This is a genomic window from Cellulosilyticum lentocellum DSM 5427 (assembly GCF_000178835.2).
GTDB classification, from domain to species: domain Bacteria; phylum Bacillota; class Clostridia; order Lachnospirales; family Cellulosilyticaceae; genus Cellulosilyticum; species Cellulosilyticum lentocellum.
Window position 1 is genome coordinate 820612 of record NC_015275.1, and the last position, 17233, is coordinate 837844.

General features: G+C 36.6%; 11 protein-coding genes and 1 riboswitch. All 11 genes read left to right on the forward strand.

The features are described from left to right. Positions 1 to 111: 111 nt before the first annotated feature. The gene (locus tag CLOLE_RS03515; protein WP_013655688.1) at positions 112 to 969 is read left to right on the forward strand and encodes a S66 family peptidase; all 858 of its coding nucleotides are present in this window, start codon (positions 112 to 114) and stop codon (positions 967 to 969) included. 147 nt (positions 970 to 1116) lie between these two features. Continuing rightward, positions 1117 to 1983 carry a 16S rRNA (adenine(1518)-N(6)/adenine(1519)-N(6))-dimethyltransferase RsmA gene (gene rsmA / locus CLOLE_RS03520; protein WP_013655689.1) on the forward strand — a complete coding sequence of 289 codons (867 nt, stop codon included), beginning with the start codon at positions 1117 to 1119 and terminating at the stop codon, positions 1981 to 1983. 219 nt (positions 1984 to 2202) lie between these two features. Beyond that, complete coding sequence (locus CLOLE_RS03525; protein WP_013655690.1) at positions 2203 to 2823, forward strand: sugar O-acetyltransferase; 621 nt, start codon at positions 2203 to 2205, stop codon at positions 2821 to 2823. 315 nt (positions 2824 to 3138) lie between these two features. Next, on the forward strand, positions 3139 to 3384 hold the full coding sequence (locus CLOLE_RS03530) for a phage tail protein (RefSeq protein ID WP_013655691.1): 246 nt from the start codon (positions 3139 to 3141) through the stop codon (positions 3382 to 3384). 89 nt (positions 3385 to 3473) lie between these two features. Beyond that, the gene (locus CLOLE_RS03535) at positions 3474 to 4793 is read left to right on the forward strand and encodes a cadherin-like beta sandwich domain-containing protein (protein ID WP_013655692.1); all 1320 of its coding nucleotides are present in this window, start codon (positions 3474 to 3476) and stop codon (positions 4791 to 4793) included. Between the two features lie 188 nt (positions 4794 to 4981). Beyond that, complete coding sequence (locus CLOLE_RS21575) at positions 4982 to 10360, forward strand: S-layer homology domain-containing protein (protein WP_013655693.1); 5379 nt, start codon at positions 4982 to 4984, stop codon at positions 10358 to 10360. Between the two features lie 885 nt (positions 10361 to 11245). Beyond that, positions 11246 to 11418: riboswitch (cobalamin riboswitch) on the forward strand. 231 nt (positions 11419 to 11649) lie between these two features. Next, positions 11650 to 12651 (forward strand): ABC transporter substrate-binding protein, encoded by a 1002-nt coding sequence (locus tag CLOLE_RS03545; protein ID WP_013655694.1) that lies wholly within the window; start codon positions 11650 to 11652, stop codon positions 12649 to 12651. A gap of 1 nt (position 12652) precedes the next feature. Beyond that, complete coding sequence (locus CLOLE_RS03550) at positions 12653 to 13675, forward strand: FecCD family ABC transporter permease (protein ID WP_013655695.1); 1023 nt, start codon at positions 12653 to 12655, stop codon at positions 13673 to 13675. After that, positions 13675 to 14442, forward strand: coding sequence for an ABC transporter ATP-binding protein (locus CLOLE_RS03555; RefSeq protein ID WP_013655696.1), 768 nt, complete (start codon positions 13675 to 13677; stop codon positions 14440 to 14442). The genes CLOLE_RS03550 and CLOLE_RS03555 overlap by 1 nt, the downstream gene beginning before the upstream one ends. Positions 14443 to 15220: 778 nt before the next feature. Then, complete coding sequence (gene aroF, locus CLOLE_RS03560; RefSeq protein ID WP_013655697.1) at positions 15221 to 16249, forward strand: 3-deoxy-7-phosphoheptulonate synthase; 1029 nt, start codon at positions 15221 to 15223, stop codon at positions 16247 to 16249. Next, positions 16250 to 17194, forward strand: a complete 945-nt coding sequence (gene pheA, locus CLOLE_RS03565) for a prephenate dehydratase (RefSeq protein WP_013655698.1) — start codon at positions 16250 to 16252, stop codon at positions 17192 to 17194. The last annotated feature ends 39 nt before the right edge of the window (positions 17195 to 17233 follow it).

The following is a 17233-nucleotide window of genomic DNA, read 5'->3' on the forward strand; positions in this document are numbered from 1 at the left end:
AATAAACTTTTCACTTTTGAAAGTTAAATAGTAGGAAATAAGAAACTATGTATGAATACAGTTCTGGTGATATAAATGAAGTAATTATATTAATAATAGTGAGGTGAAAAAATGCCGTTATTAAAAACAGGTGACACAGTAGCATTAGTAGGTTGTTCTAATGGCCTTAGCTTGGAGATGCAGGGAGCAGTAGAAAAACTCAGAAGTTTATTAGAAGGCTGGGGCTTAGAAGTATTAAGTAGCTCATATATTTATGCCCAAAAGGATGTTTTTGCGGCAAGTGGAAAAGATAGAGCAGTGGCATTAATGAACTTTTATCAAAACGAAAGTGTAAAAGCTATCTTCGATATTTCGGGAGGAGATATTGCCAATCAGGTATTACCTTTTTTAGATTTTGAGAGGATAAAAAAGGCCAATAAGCCTTACTTTGGTTATAGTGATTTAACGACGGTCATTGATAGTATTTATACTAAGACTGGAGTAAGCTCCTATTTATATCAAGTGAGATTTCTGATAGGAGAGTATGCAAAGGTTCAGCAAGAAGCCTTTTATAAAACCTTCTTTGAGGAGCAAGAGGATTTGTTTCAATTTGATTATCACTTTATAAGAGGTGAAAATTTAGAGGGCATTATTATAGGTGGTAATATTAGATGCCTGTTAAAATTAGCAGGTACCCCTTATTTTCCTGATTTTAAGGATAAGATTCTCTTTTTAGAAGGGATGAGTGGCAAACCTGCTCAAATAACTACCTTTTTAAATCAGTATAAGCAGATGGGTATATTAGATGAAGTAAAAGGGATTTTACTAGGCAGCTTCTTAGAAATGGAAGAAAAAGCTTTAAGCCCGACTGTAGAAGAACTGCTGCTAGAATTAATAGGGGATAGAGATATCCCTATTGCTAAAACAATGCAAATAGGACATGGCAAAGATAGTAAATGCCTACGCATAGGTGAAAGGATTTCCTTATAAGGAGAGTAGCAGAAAGGTTAATAAATTCGAATTTGGGTATATCTACTCATACAGATGAAAGAGTTACAGTAAGAAGCTATTACTTTAATACTAAAGGGAAATGTGATATCATAGAACAATGAACAATTTTAAGGAGCGACTAACCATATGCGAAAGATAGCAACAGTAGAAGGCACTAGGGCGATTATTAGTAAATACCCTTTTGCTTTTCAAAAGAAATTCGGACAAAACTTTTTAATAGATCCACAAGTACTTGATAAAATTATTGATGCAGCAGAGATTACTAAGGAAGATTGCGTTATTGAAATCGGACCAGGTATTGGCTGTGTAACTCAAGCCTTATTAGAAAAAGCAGGTAAAGTTATTTCTATCGAAATCGATAATCAGCTGATTCCTATTTTAGAAGAACAGTTTGGGGCAGAACCTCATTTTAAGCTTATCCATAATGACGTTTTAAAAGTAGACCTTGCAGCGCTTATTGCAGAAGAATCACCTAATAGAAGAATAAAAGTAGTAGCAAACTTACCTTACTACATTACAACACCTATTATTATGGCTTTATTAGAAGATGAACTACCTATCGAAAGTATCACTGTTATGGTGCAAAAAGAAGTGGCAGATCGTCTTTCTTCTAAGCCAGGAACTAAGCAATATGGCGCCATTGCTGTATCTGTTAACTATTTCTCAACCCCAGAGTTAGTAGTAGATGTACCAAGAAACTGCTTTATGCCTAGTCCTAATGTAGATTCAGCAGTTATTAAGCTTAACGTACATGAAGAGCCACTTGTCAAAACAAATAATGTGAAGCAAATGTTTCGCATCATTAAAGCAGCTTTCTTACTTAGAAGAAAAACACTGCTTAATACCTTAGCAGCTCACGGTGACTTAGGCATAGATAAAGAAAGGCTTAAAGAGCTTTTAGACGAAAGTGGTATAGGCGCTCAAACAAGAGGAGAAACCCTATCCATTGAAGAGTTTGCAAGACTTTCAGATTATATTGATGAACATCGTTAGAAATAGACAATGAAGAAGTAAAGAAGGATTAATGGTGAGTAAAAACACTATTAATCCTTCTTTCTTTGTAGCCTATAAAATAGCATAATTGTACTAGAAATGAAAAGAATTGTGATAGAACTTAGTAGTCACGCTAGATATAATAAGATAAGTTTTATACTTATGTATGCCAGTATATGTTATAGATGAGAGTTATCAGATCAGTACAGGAGGAAGAAGATGAATAATCAAGAGAGAAGGGACCTAGAATTACCTTATATTGCAGATGCTGAGGTTTTTGAGGAGATGAAAGTAGCTAGAAGGCATATGCAGATTTATAATACAACTGATAGATCAGATTTTGAGACGCTTACTAAATTGGTTAGAGGTTTTTTGGGAAAAAGCGGCAACAATGTATTTATTAATCCACCGTTTTACTTTGACTATGGTAAGCATATTGAAGTAGGTGACAACTTCTTTGCTAACTATAATTGTACTATCTTAGATGTAGCAAAAGTAAAGATAGGGAATAATGTAATGTTTGCCCCTAATGTGGCAATTTACACTGCAGGGCATCCACTTCATCCAGAGGCAAGAAATTCAGGCTATGAGTACGGTATCTCAGTGACCATAGGAGACAATGTATGGCTAGGAGGAAATGTAGTAGTTACTCCAGGCATAAAAATAGGTAACAATGTGGTGATAGGTGCAGGAAGTGTGGTGACGAAAGATATTCCAGATAACGTAGTAGCGGCAGGAAATCCTTGCAAGGTGATAAGGGAAATTACAGAAGAAGATAAGAAATATTACTATAAAGATAGAGTATTTGACGAAGAATCTTGGACGAAGATCAACGGCTAAAATCTTAAAGAGGAATAACAAAATACCACCCTTTTAGAATAACTAAAAAGGTGGTATTTTGCTTACCAGCACTTCATTCTAAGGTGTGCAACATACAATGTTTTACATTTGTAATAAAATTTTAAATATTTTACATAAAAATATTTAAAAAAATTTTAGAATATTATATAATTTAAATGACATCAAAGTTTTACCCACCTAGAAGTTAAGTGTATCAGAATATTTAAACGATTATAGGAACAATTGTTCTCAAATCGCAGTTAATTATTTAAGTAACAAGATTTAATATAAATATAAATTTTAGGAGGTAGGATTATGGATTATTTATTAGGAGAAATTACACTGTTTCCCTATACCTTTACACCAATGGGTTGGATGTCTTGTGAAGGGCAAATCTTAAACATTGCACAAAATCAGGCTTTATATTCATTAATTGGAAATACATATGGTGGGAATGCAGCGCAGGGGACATTTGCATTACCAAACTTGAAAGGTGCAGAGCCATTGCCAAACATGAAGTACTATATTGCAACAGAAGGGATTTATCCACAAAGACAGTAATGGCTATATTGAATCATTAATAACATTTGTCTTCAAGGTCAATTATCAAAATACGGAAAGTATTTTGATGGAGAAAGGATGGAAAGAATATGGCAGATCCTAATATTGCTTTAAATAAAGCTGCTGGAGCAAGTGGTTACGTATTACCTTATTCGTCTTCAAGAGCTGTTAACGGCACATTACAACCTACAAGCAGATGGCTGTGTAATACCGTTCCAGCTGATATGACTGTTGATTTGGGTGCCACATTTGTTATTACAGCATGGACTGTAAGACACATGGGGACGGCAGGTTGGGCAAATCCTGATTATAATATGTGTGATTATTCACTTCAGGGAAGTAATAATAATGTAAACTGGGTAACGATAGACTCTGTTGTGAATAATACAGCAGCTATCACTTCAAGAAGCATAGTGGGTGCTTATAGATATGTAAAGCTAAATGTAACCAAAGGTCTAAGAGTAAATCCTCAATATGCCTCACTTATGGAGCTTGAAATTAATGGACATCCACCTAATGCAAACCTGTCATCATTAGCTATTAGCAGCAGTTCACTGACACCCACATTTAATCCAACTATTTTAGCGTATACCACTGCAAAGGTTCCCTATAGTACATCAAGTATTACTGTTTCTGCAGCGGCAGCAGATCCTACATCCACTATAATAGTGAATGGTACAGTAATGACAGGCGGACAGAGTACAGTCAATCTAAATGTTGGAGCCAATACCATAAACGTATTGGTAAATGCTTTAGATGGTGTAACTACCAAGAATTATACTATTATAGTAGAAAGAGAACAGGGTGCTATCTTAAGTAATCTAGTAATCAGTAGCGGAGCACTTAATCCAATCTTCTCAAGCAATCATTTAAATTATACGACCCAAAATGTGGTTTATGATATCAAGAGTGTCACAGTGACACCTACTACAAATATTGCAGGCTGCGCAATAAAGGTAAATGGAAATACTGCAACTAGCAATCAGCCTTCAACGGTCAATCTGAATGTAGGTAGCAATACGATAAATATTGCTGTCACAAATGGTGCTGCTTCACAAACGTATACCATAACAGTGGTAAGAGAGAACAGTCTGTATTTAGATAGGGTTAATTTAGCCTATACTGGAAATAGATATACATATAGTGAGGTTACTTACATGAATCAAACAACATTGAGCTATACCGTAGCAGTTAATTCAAAAGCTAATAGCGTTGTGATTACGCCAATTGCTGAAGATAATGGAGCATCAGTTACAATAACTAGTAATGGTAGTAGTCAAACTGTAGCAAGTGGTGTGGCTTTCTCTGCTATTTCTTTGCCAAATGCAGTTAACACCATTTCATTGGTAGTTTCAAAATCAGGAGCTATAGGGACTAAAAATTATACACTAAGTATAAATAGGGTTTAATTTTATGACGTGCTTCTAAAGTTAATATCTAAGCATATTGAATACTTTATTTAATGTGCTTAGATATTTTAATGTTCATAATGAAAAGATATTACAATAAGCAGGAGTATATTTGGGGGACTTTTTTAATATAATCTATCGATATATGAAAATAACTTAGCTAGCTGTAAAGAAAAGGGAGGATTTAAATGGAATCTAGGATAATAAGACTTATCATATCCGTTATACTTATTGGGAGTATGCTAATAACAAATCCAACAAATATTTTTGCTGCAGATATTTTTGAGGATTTTGAAGGATGGGGATTTATAGATGCGGATCCTGCATTAAGTGGAGGAGCATATACATATAATAATTGGAAATTTATTGCAAAGCTAGATGGTGTTGCTGCTAACGATGGAGCTATAGAGACATGGACAGGACCAGCAGCCCTTTCAATAACCACTGGATACGGTGATGTGGATGAACTACATATTTTAAATAGTAACGGAGATGAATTTAATTTTGGTGGATTTAATTTTACTGGTTCATCTGTACGTAGTATGTTTGTAACGGGGTGGAGAGACGGTATACAGGTTACTGAGAAACAATTTATAAATTATACTGACGCAACTGCAGATGAGTATTTTGATATGCGTAGCAAAGACAGTGAGTTTAAGAATGTCGATGAAATTAGAATATGCGGAGCTGACCTGGGTGGAGGAAATCTTGATATAATCTCAGGATATTTAGAATCGCTTACGTATGATGTTACTCCCGTAGACGAAGTTCCACCAATCATATTGGGTTTAACAATGACTTCAGATAATGCAAATGTAACAACAGTAGCAAAGGTAGGAGATCAAATTACACTCAGCATAACAGCCAATGAAAATATTCAAAGTCCAACTGTAACAATTGCTGGGAATACTGCTACTGTTAGCGATGCTGGTGATAGTGATGCGAAGACTTGGAAGGCTACCTATATCATGCAGGAATCAGATACAGAGGGGACAATACCATTCACACTTGATTTTATGGATATAGCAAACAATGCGGCAATGCAAGTGACAGCAGTAACATCAGGAAGTCCAGTCATTTTTGACATGACACCACCAGCAGCACCAACAGCAGTTACAGTAACACCTGTAGGTGGAACGGTTATTGCAAATAGTTTAAATCAATCCAATACAAATATGACTGCAACTGCCACAATTACTGCGGATGATGCGACAGGCGGGAAGGCAGAGCTTTACCTAGATGCTATACTGATTGCATCTGATAGTTCCATAGTATCAGGAGATACTCAGGTAACATTTGATTTAGGAACAAGTACGAACGCTGAGCTCCAAGTGGCAGTTGCATTAGGTGGAACTATAAGTGTAAAGCTCTATGATGTGGCTGGAAATAGTTCAACAAGTTCTGTAGGCAATCCTACCCTGAATGTTGATTATATATTTGATTTGCCAGCACCTCCTACAGCGACAGTGCATCCTATAACAGGGACATTACAGATTGGAGAAACGCTGACTGGTCACTATACCTATAGTGATGTAAATGGTGATTTAGAGGGAGCAAGCACTTACAAATGGTATAGCTCAGATAATATGGCAGGATTAAATAAAACAGTAATAGCAGGAGCAACAACCAAAACCTATGTGCTTACGAGTACAGATATAGGTAAATATATTAGTTTTGAAGTGACACCAGTAGCAGCAACTGGAATAGCACAGGGCATTGCAGTTGAAAGTGCTAGAACAGGACCAGTCGTTTTAGCTGAAGCAGTACCTACAGCTACAGTGAAAGCTATTACAGGAATACTGCAAGTTGGAGAGACTTTGACAGGTAACTATATCTACAGTGATGTAAATGGTGATTTAGAGGGAGCCAGTACATACAAGTGGTACAGAGCAGATAACTCAGCAGGATTTAATAAAACTGAGATAGCAGGAGCAAACGCTAAAACATATGTACTTACCAGTTCAGATGAAGGAAAATATATTGGCTTTGAGGTAACGCCGGTAGCTTTAACCGGAATAGAGCAGGGAACAGCAGTATTAAGTACATGGGCAGGAATAATAGTACCAGCAGAAGCACCTCCTACAGTAACAGTACAGGCAATAACAGGAACATTGCAGGTAGGAGAAACTTTGACAGGTAACTATACCTACAGTGATGTCAATGGTGATTTAGAAGGAACTAGTACTTACAAATGGTATAGAGCAGATAATGTAGCAGGTTTGAATAAGACAGCAATAGAGGGGGCAACTTCTTTCACCTATGTACTTGTTAGTGCAGATTTAGGAAAATATATAAGCTTTGAGGTAACACCTGTAGCAGCAACTGGAATAGCACAGGGAACAGCAGCATTGAGTTCATGGACAGGAGCAATAGTAGCAGCTGAAGTAGCACCTACAGCAATAGTGCAGCTGATAACAGGAACATTACAAGTGGGAGCGACTTTGACTGGTCACTATACCTATAGTGATGTCAACGGAGATCTAGAGGGAACCAGTACATACAAATGGTATAGATCAGATGATACAGCAGGACTAAACAAAACAGTAATAGCAGGAGCCACAACGAAAACATATGTGCTTACTAGTGGAGATATAGGTAAATACATAAGTTTTGAAGTAACGCCAGTAGCAGTAACTGGAACTTTGCAAGGCATTGCAGTTGAGAGTGGGATAACAGGACCAGTCGTTTTAGCAGAAGCAGTACCTAAAGCTACCGTACAGCCTATAACAGGAACACTACAGGTTGGAAGAATGCTAACAGGTCACTATACTTACAGTGATGTTAATGGAGATAGTGAAGGAACCAGTATATTTAAATGGTATAGGGCAGATAATTCATCAGGACTTAATAAAACAGAGATAGCAGGAGCAAATGCTAAAACATATGTACTTACCAGTTCAGATGAAGGAAAATATATTGGCTTTGAGGTGACGCCGGTAGCGCTAACCGGAATAACGCAGGGAACAGCAGTATTGAGTGAATGGGCAGGGGCAATAGTGCCGGCAGAAGCAGCACCTACAGCAACAGTACAGGCAATAACAGGAACATTGCAGGTAGGAGAAACTTTGACAGGTAACTATACCTACAGTGATGTCAATGGTGATTTAGAAGGAACTAGTACTTACAAATGGTATAGAGCAGATAATGTAGCAGGTTTGAATAAGACAGCAATAGAGGGGGCAACTTCTTTCACCTATGTACTTGTTAGTGCAGATTTAGGAAAATATATAAGCTTTGAGGTAACACCTGTAGCAGCAACTGGAATAGCACAGGGAACAGCAGCATTGAGTTCATGGACAGGAGCAATAGTAGCAGCTGAAGTAGCACCTACAGCAATAGTGCAGCCGATAACAGGAACACTACAAGTGGGAGAGTCTTTGACAGGAAACTATACCTACAGTGATGTAAATGGCGATTTAGAGGGAGCAAGCACTTACAAATGGTATAGAGCAGATAATATGGCAGGACTAAATAAAACAGTAATAGCAGGAGCCACAACCAAAACCTATGTGCTTACTAGTGGAGATATAGGTAAATACATAAGTTTTGAAGTAACGCCAGTAGCAGTAACTGGAACTTTGCAAGGCATTGCAGTTGAGAGTGGGATAACAGGACCAGTCGTTTTAGCAGAAGCAGTACCTAAAGCTACCGTACAGCCTATAACAGGAACACTACAGGTTGGAAGAATGCTAACAGGTCACTATACTTACAGTGATGTTAATGGAGATAGTGAGGGAACCAGTATATTTAAATGGTATAGAGCAGATAATTCATCAGGACTTAATAAAACTGAGATAGCAGGAGCAAACACTAAAACATATGTACTTACCAGTTTAGATGAAGGAAAATATATTAGCTTTGAAGTGACGCCAGTAGCAGCAACTGGAATTACTCAAGGAATTGCAGTTGAGAGTGGGAGAATAGGACCAGTAGCAGTAGTTTTAGCTGAAGCAGCACCTACAGCAACAGTACAGCCAATTACAGGAATATTAAAAGTAGGTGAGACACTGACAGGTCACTATACCTATAGTGATGTCAACGGAGATTTAGAGGGAAACAGTATATACAAGTGGTACAGAGCAGATGATATGGAGGGGCGAAATAAAACAGTAATAGTAGGAGCAAGAACCACAACATATGTGCTTACCAGTGCAGATGAAGGAAAATATATATGCTTTGAAGTCACACCAGTAGCAGCAACTGGAATAGCACAGGGAATAGCAATAGAAAGTGTAAGAACAGGTGTGGTAGGAAAGAAAGCGGGACAAAGTGGTGGTGGTGGTGGTAGTTCATATTCTCCTAATCCAGTCATTACTCCAACTATTGATATATTGATTAACAATGATAAAGTGAACTATGCAACCTCCGAAATTAAAATGGAAAATGGCAGAAAGAAAACGACCATTCAACTAGATGATGAAAAGCTTACTGCCAAGCTAAATACAGAAAACGTTGGGAGCACGATTATAATTCCTGTATATAACAACTCAGATATTGTAATAGGACAGCTCAACGGTCAAACGGTCAAGAATATGCAAGATAAAGATGCAACCCTCGAGATTAAAACAGAGAATGTTACTTATACTATTCCTGCAGCGGCTATTAATATAGGTAGCATTTCAGAAAGAATAGGTAGTCAGGTTCAGTTAAAAGATATCAAAGTAAACATTAGTATTTCAAATTCATCAAAAGAAACAATAACAAAGGTTGAAACCAGTGCTAAAATGAATAACTTCCAGCTAGTAGTACATCCTACGGACTTTGAAATAACTTGCACAAACGGTAGCAAAACGCTTGAGGTATCTAGGTTTAACCATTACGTAGAAAGAACAGTACTTTTACCAAAGGGAGTTGAGCAGAATCAAATAACGACAGGTGTAGTATTGAACAAAGACGGCACTTTCACACATGTTCCTACTGTAGTAAAGTTTGTTGATGGAAGGTATTATGCAAAGATCAACAGCCTTACTAACAGTACCTATACAGTTATTTGGAATCCTGTAACATTTAAGGATGTAGAAAAACACTGGGCAAAGGATTATGTCAATGATGTTGGTTCAAGGCTAATTGATGATGGTGTGGGAAATGGAAATTTTGCTCCAAATAGAGATATTACAAGAGCAGAATTTGCTTCAATGGTAGTCAAAGCACTTGGACTAAAAGGAACCAATTTCCCAGAGAAGTTTGGTGATGTTAACAAAGGTGATTCCTATTATTACTCTATTTATACTGCCTATGAGTATGGCATACTTACTGGTTATTCAAATGGAAATTTTGGACCACAAGACTTAATTACCAGAGAGCAAGCAATGACAATGCTTGCAAAAGCCATGGAGATAGTAGATTTGAATGTAACAGTATCTGATGCGGATGTGAGTAATCAACTTAAGTTATTTAAGGACTCTGATAGTATTTCATTATACGCAAGACAGACAGCTACAATCTGTGTGAAAAATGATATTTTTGCAGGAGATAATACAGGGAAGCTTACGCCAAAAGATAACCTTACAAGAGCAGAAAGTGCAACTATTATTATAAAGCTTTTGAAGAAGGCTGAACTCATCTAAGAGGTTGGTTGTTAGAGCTTCTAGAACGGTTAAAGATATGATTACATTTTAAATAGCAGTATGACTTTACTACGTGGGATTATTTAAATTTCTAAATGACAACCAAAAGTTTGACTTGCCATTTATCCTAAGCGAGGAGATAAAAGAAGTAGCTTTAAATATTATGGATGTAGATAAAGAGGAACTAGTAAAAACTCAATAAATGCGCAACAAAAATACCACCCTTTTAGAATAACTAAAAAGGTGGTATTTTTGTTTACCAGTCCCTTTGATTTAACCTTTACACCTATGCTTTAGCTCTAAATGGCATAGCAGCAGCTCCTCAGTACGACTAGTTGTAAAGAGACTAAGACATAAGTATGAAAGCTAAACCGAAGAGTGAGGAGCTCCTAAAAGTCATAGCCGGTGCACCCTTTATGATGAGGAAGCTAAGGCTTTAAGACTCTGGTTTTAAACTTTAGTTGGGGTGCTACTAGATGTAAAGCATGATCAAACAACTTATAATGAGCGCCTCCCTTGCAGCGCATCAGTGAACATTTTTCTTAAGTCCAGAGGTACCTATAACAATAGATTGAGACTTGGCTGACCCGGTCAGTTCCTCAGATTGAAGCTGTGGTGATTCTGCTGTGGGAAGTTATTTGATTTATCTTTACACTATACTATATGTGATAAGAAGAATGATTCCCTAAAAAATTTATTAAAAAAGTTTGATATTGTGAATAGAAAAGCTTTTGATTATATAAAACTAGAGAAGTATTAAGCCTATGAAAGAAAAAATCTTATTAGAATAGGATTAAAGATACTTAAAGTTTCATAAGAATAGTAATGGAGAGTGCAACTTGACAGCATTAAAATAGTATGACATGATAATACAGAAATAATACAAATGAATAAAGCATAGAAGGTGTCCGTAAGGACTTAATAGGGAAAGCTAAGAACTGCAGCCCCCGCTACTGTTAATAGGGACGAAGGCAAAAGCCACTGTAAACCAAGGTTTATGGGAAGGCGCCGGAGGAAGAACTATGAGCCAGGAGACCTGCCTTGTATGTGTGAGAAAGTATTCTTTCGGAGGGAGAGAATAGTACGCGAAACTATCAAAAATAGTTGATGGTGCTATTAATGCTGCCCTAAGAAATCTTGGGCAGCTATTTTATTTTGCCGAAAAATTTTTCAAAGAAAAGCAGGCAGAGATAAAGGGAACTTTTGTCAAAGTGTAAGTGATTAAAAGGTCTCTAAGAAAAGAAGAAGAGAAAAGGGATTCTTCTAAAAAATAGCATAGGAGGCTAAAAATGAGAAATAAGAAAGCACTTAAAGGAAAAGTCATTAGTTTATTATTAGTAACCTTTTTAATGAGCTTATTATTAGTAGGCTGTGGCAGTAAAAATCAAGGGGACCAAACAGCTCCAAGTACATCACCAGAAGTCTCAGCAGAAGTCACAAGTCAGCCAGAGCAAACTGCAGATGAAGCATTTAACGTGACCATTACTGATTCTACAGGAACAGAAATTACTTTAACGAAGAAACCAGAGAGAATCGTTTCTTTAGCACCAAGTACAACAGAAATTCTTTGTGCTTTAGGTTTAGAAGATAAAATGGTAGGTCGTACAAAATACTGCAACTATCCAGAAAGCATTACAGCACTTCCAGAAGTAGGGGGTACTTCTAACCCTAATGTAGAAGCAATCGTAGATTTAAATCCAGACCTAGTAGTAGGTGCAACTCACGTATCAGAAGAAGTCATTGGTAAATTAAGAGAAGTAGGGATTAATGTGGCTTTCCTTAATGAACAAGAAAACTTTGAAGGAACTTACTCTGCTATTGAAAAAGTAGGTATGCTTACAGGTACAGATGAAAAAGCAGCAGAGGTAGTTGCTGAAATGAAACAAAAAGTAGCTGACTTAGAAATAGCTCTTCAAGGACTTAACTTAACTGAACTTCCAAAAGTATATTATGCAACAGGCTTTGGTGAAAGTGATTACGGTGCAGGTGGAGATACTTTCATTGGTGAAATCATTCATTTAGCAGGTGCTACTAACATTGCCCAGGAAATCTCAGGTTGGTCTATTAGCAAAGAGCAAATCGCTGATGGTGACCCAGATATAATTATTGTACCATCAGGCGTAAATATGGCTGCTGACATGGCAACAACTGATTTCTATAAAGATTTAAGAGCTGTGAAAGAAGGCAAAGTTTATGAAATAGACGGAGATAGTATTTCAAGACAAGGCCCTAGAGTAGCAGATGCCCTCGTAGAGATGGCGCAAAAAATTCATCCAGAACTTGCAAAATAAGATGAAACATAAAAAAGCGTTAATAGGAAATATAAGCTATTTATATTTCCTATTAACTTTATGTCTGATTTTATTTGCGTGTATCTCCGTGATTATAGGTGTTGCTGATATTACTGTAGGTGACATCATCAATATTATTGGCGCTAAGTTAAAGCTAGTTCCTCTTAGTGAATCTATTTCCAAGGGACAAGAGACCATTGTGTGGAATCTAAGAATCCCAAGAATTTTAATGGCACTACTTACAGGCATTAATCTAGCCATAACTGGCGCTGTTTACCAATCCCTTTTTAGAAATGATATGGCAGACCCTTATATGTTAGGCGTTTCTTCAGGAGCTTCTTTAGGCGCGGCTATGGGTTTTATATTAGGAGGTTTTTTACCTGTTTGGGCTTTTGTAGGTGCTATGCTTGCTAATGGTTTAGTCATTAGCTTATCAGGCATTAAAGGAAAAGTATCACCTATTAGGCTGCTGCTCTCAGGTCTTGCTATTAACTATTTCTTTTCTGCCCTCTTATCTTATATACGAATTCAAAGCGAAGATAAGCAGTTAGCCGTATTTGTATGGGGGATGGGTTCTCTAAATGCAGCTTCTTATAAGCGAGTTGGTATTCTACTAGCTATTACTGTGCCTATTCTATGCTTATTTTTTGTTTATCGTAAAGAGCTCAATTTACTTTTAATGGGAGAAGAAGCGGCTAAAGCAATGGGGGTAGACGTAAGCAAAGTGAGGAAAAGGCTTTTAGTAGCCAGCAGTATTTTAATTGCCACTAATGTGGCTTTTACAGGGACTATTGGTTTTGTGGGACTTATTATTCCCCATATGGTGAGATTGCTATTTGGATCTAATTATAAGCGTACCTTACCATTGTGTGGCTTTTTCGGGATGTACTTTGTCCTCTTTTGTGATGACTTAGCAAGGGCAGTGTCTAGTAAAGGGGAAGTGCCATTAGGTATTGTGACTGCTTTATTCGGAGCACCTTATTTTATGTATTTGATTTATAAAGAGCGCAGGAGGGAAAGCTAGTGATTTGTATTCGAAACTTAAGCTATGAAAAAAGTCATAAGACAATCTTAAACAGTATTTCCTTCCAGTTTGAAGAAGGCAAAACCTATGGGATTATTGGACCTAATGGTGCAGGAAAAAGTACCCTTCTTAAGCATATGATGAACCTCATCGTGCCACCTAAAAATACGATTTTTTATGAGGATAAAGATATAAGAAACTTTCATGTCAAAGATTATGCTAAAAAGGTGAGCTTTGTTTTTCAAGAAAATACAAGGCAAGTGGACTTTAGCGTCTATGAAATGCTTTTAATGGGAAAATACACAGAAATGGATCTATGGGGAAACCTTTCTAAGGAAGTTGAGGAGGAAGTTGTAGAACTTTTAAAGGAACTACAGATTTTGCACCTTAAAGACCAACCTATTAATACCTTAAGTGGAGGCGAAGCACAAAAGGTGTTTATTGGTAGAGCATTACTTCAAAATACCCCACTTTTATTATTAGATGAGCCCACCTCTATGTTAGATATGCATAATAGCATTGAGCTGATGCACTGCATCGAAAGGCTCAAAGCAAAGCGTCATTTAACGATTGTCATGGTGCTCCATGACCTTAATCTAGCTCTCCAAAGCTGTCAGGAGTTACTACTTATGGAAGAGGGAAAGATTATTATGTCAGGTACACCACAAGAAATGGTGCAAGGCATAGAATTACAGCGTGTCTATCATCAAAAATTGCATCTCATAGAAGAAGCAGGGCAAAGCTATATTGTACCACGTTTATTCTAAGCTAAAGGAGCTAATAATATTAAAGGCATTTAAACAGAGAAGATAGGACATGAGTACGTTTATAAAATGATTTATTTGTGCGAAATATACAAAAATAGTCAGATTATTTATCAGGTAAAGGCCCTTGATGAAAGGGCTTTCAAAGACCAAATGACAAAGGAAACCTACTAATGGCGAAGTAAGGCTGGCTGTCAAAATTAAAAAAACAACATTGACAAACAAAAATTATCCACTTATAATAAACCTAATTTAAAACCACTAGTAAATACTGAAAATTTGAAAATAAAATTTTGAGGGAAAGGAGATCTATTGATGAGTACTTTAACTAAAAAACTTGCAGCACAATTTAACTTTTACTTTTTTAGCTGGGGCTATTTTTATTTTAGCGCTGGTTATTTTTGCTGCAAACAAAATAAGTTAAAGTCTTCTAGCATATTAGTCTAAGTCAATATATCTTATTTCCGAACTCATAAAAGATATAAAGGCCTTATGTTCCTAGGAGCATAAGGCCTTTATTTTTTACCATAGAAAACTCATTTATTGAGATCAGATGACCTTACAATGAAGAAAGGGCCCAGTACTCTAGTAAGTCAAGGATGATTTCAATAATTTGATATAAATAGAGTAGTTTAATTTTAAAGTGAAAGATTTGCTGTAAGAAATAGGTTCAAAATGTAGATTAAATCATGTAAGCAGAAGTAATAGCCAAAAAATAACAACCATTAAAAAATAAACTTTAAAAAATAGTAAATACTAAAATTATGGGAGGTCATTTAATATGATTATTGTAATGAAAAACAACACACCAGAAGAGGAAATTAATAGATTAATGAAAGAATTGACATCTAGTTATGACATAAAAATTCAAAAGATTACAGGAAGCCAATGTACAGTTTTAGGACTCATTGGAGACACATCATCTATTGAAGTCGATGATATTTCAAGAGATAGCCGCGTAGATAAAGCAATGCGTGTGAAACAACCTTATAAGAAAGCCAATAGAGCTTTCCATCCAGATGATAGCATATTTGAAATTGGGGGCAGAAAAATCGGAGGAAAGGACATTGCTATTATTGCAGGACCTTGCTCTGTAGAAAGTGAAGAACAAATTGTGGGGATTGCAGAAGCAGTAAAAGCATCCGGTGCCACTTTCCTTAGAGGAGGGGCTTACAAACCTCGTACTTCTCCATATGCTTTCCAAGGACTTGAAGCAGAAGGCTTAGAGCTTCTTAAAATTGCTAGAGCTAAAACTGGCCTTCCAATTGTTACAGAAATTATGGACCCAGCAACACTTGACCAATTCGTAGAAGATGTAGATATTATCCAAGTAGGCGCAAGAAATATGCAGAACTTCTCACTCCTTAAACAGCTTGGTCAAACTAAAAAACCTATTTTACTTAAAAGAGGTCTTTCAGCTACAATTGAAGAGTGGATTATGTCAGCAGAATACATTATGGCAGGCGGTAATGAGCAAGTTATCTTCTGTGAAAGAGGTATCAGAACCTTTGAAAATTATACACGTAACACTTTAGATTTATCAGCTATTCCAGCTATTAGAAAGCTTAGTCACTTACCTATTATCATTGACCCAAGCCATGCCACAGGTCTTCGTTATATGGTAGAACCAATGTGCGCAGCAGCTGTTGCAGCTGGAGCAGATGGTCTGATCATTGAAGTTCATAACAATCCAGAGAAAGCACTTTGTGATGGGCCACAATCTGTAACACCAGAAGGCTTCAGCCACATTATCAGTAAAGTTGCTAAATACGCAGCAGTAGAAGATCGTCATATCAGTGGGGTGAGATAAATGGGAGAAGCGGACTATAAAGGCATTACAGCTAGATTAAAATCATCTATTGAAAACTTATATCAGCATAGTGATTATATTTTAAACCAAATAGAAGAGGGGATTAACGGAACAGTTAAACCCTCTCCTAGAGTGGGTTACCAGGGGTTACCAGGTGCTTACGGGGAAGAAGCTACCTATACTTACTTTAAAGGTCAGTGGTCAGAGCTAACCCACCATGACTCATTTGAAGATGTCTTTGAAGCACTTTTAGAAGGCAGTATTGACTATGGGGTAGTGCCTATAGAGAATTCTAGTGCAGGTGAGGTTTTTGATACATATGATTTAATCAAGGAACATCAGCTTTACATTGTTGGGGAGCAGACCATTAAGATCGAACATAACTTATTAGGACTAAAGGGAGCAAAGATAGAGGATATTAATGAGGTTTATTCTCATCCTCAAGGTCTTTCACAAACTAAAGCTTTCTTAAAAGAACATCCCAAAATGAAACAAATACCTTATATCAATACGGCTACAGCGTGTCAACATGTAGCAGAGCTTAAAGATGCTAGTAAAGCTGCTATTGCTAGTAAACGTGCTGCAAGCCTTTATGGTCTGGATATTCTAAAATCGAATATCCATTTTAATAAAGATAATTTTACTCGCTTTATTATATTAGCTAGAAAAATGCATATTACAGATGAGTGTGATAAAATCAGTATTGTTTTTAACACAGCTCATACGAGTGGGTCACTTTATAATATTCTAGGTCATTTCGCGTACAATGGATTAAATCTATTAAAGATTCAATCTAGACCACTACTTGAAAAGAAATGGGAGTATTATTTCTTTGCAGACTTAGAAGGTAATCTGCAAGATGTGAGTGTGCTTATAGCGTTGAGTAAGATTAAAGACGAGTGTCCTTATTTTAAAATATTAGGGAACTATAAGCAAAGCGAGTAAGAAAGTAAATAATATTGAATAATAATAGCCTCTTTGGTC

Bases quoted from the DNA above. Each gene is read 5' to 3' on its own strand.
- CLOLE_RS03530 (WP_013655691.1), top strand. From the start codon at position 3,139: ATGGATTATTTATTAGGAGAAATTACACTGTTTCCCTATACCTTTACA.
- CLOLE_RS03535 (WP_013655692.1), top strand. From the start codon at position 3,474: ATGGCAGATCCTAATATTGCTTTAAATAAAGCTGCTGGAGCAAGTGGT.
- CLOLE_RS03515 (WP_013655688.1), top strand. From the start codon at position 112: ATGCCGTTATTAAAAACAGGTGACACAGTAGCATTAGTAGGTTGTTCT.
- rsmA (WP_013655689.1), top strand. From the start codon at position 1,117: ATGCGAAAGATAGCAACAGTAGAAGGCACTAGGGCGATTATTAGTAAA.
- CLOLE_RS21575 (WP_013655693.1), top strand. From the start codon at position 4,982: ATGGAATCTAGGATAATAAGACTTATCATATCCGTTATACTTATTGGG.
- CLOLE_RS03550 (WP_013655695.1), top strand. From the start codon at position 12,653: ATGAAACATAAAAAAGCGTTAATAGGAAATATAAGCTATTTATATTTC.
- CLOLE_RS03545 (WP_013655694.1), top strand. From the start codon at position 11,650: ATGAGAAATAAGAAAGCACTTAAAGGAAAAGTCATTAGTTTATTATTA.
- aroF (WP_013655697.1), top strand. From the start codon at position 15,221: ATGATTATTGTAATGAAAAACAACACACCAGAAGAGGAAATTAATAGA.
- CLOLE_RS03525 (WP_013655690.1), top strand. From the start codon at position 2,203: ATGAATAATCAAGAGAGAAGGGACCTAGAATTACCTTATATTGCAGAT.
- pheA (WP_013655698.1), top strand. From the start codon at position 16,250: ATGGGAGAAGCGGACTATAAAGGCATTACAGCTAGATTAAAATCATCT.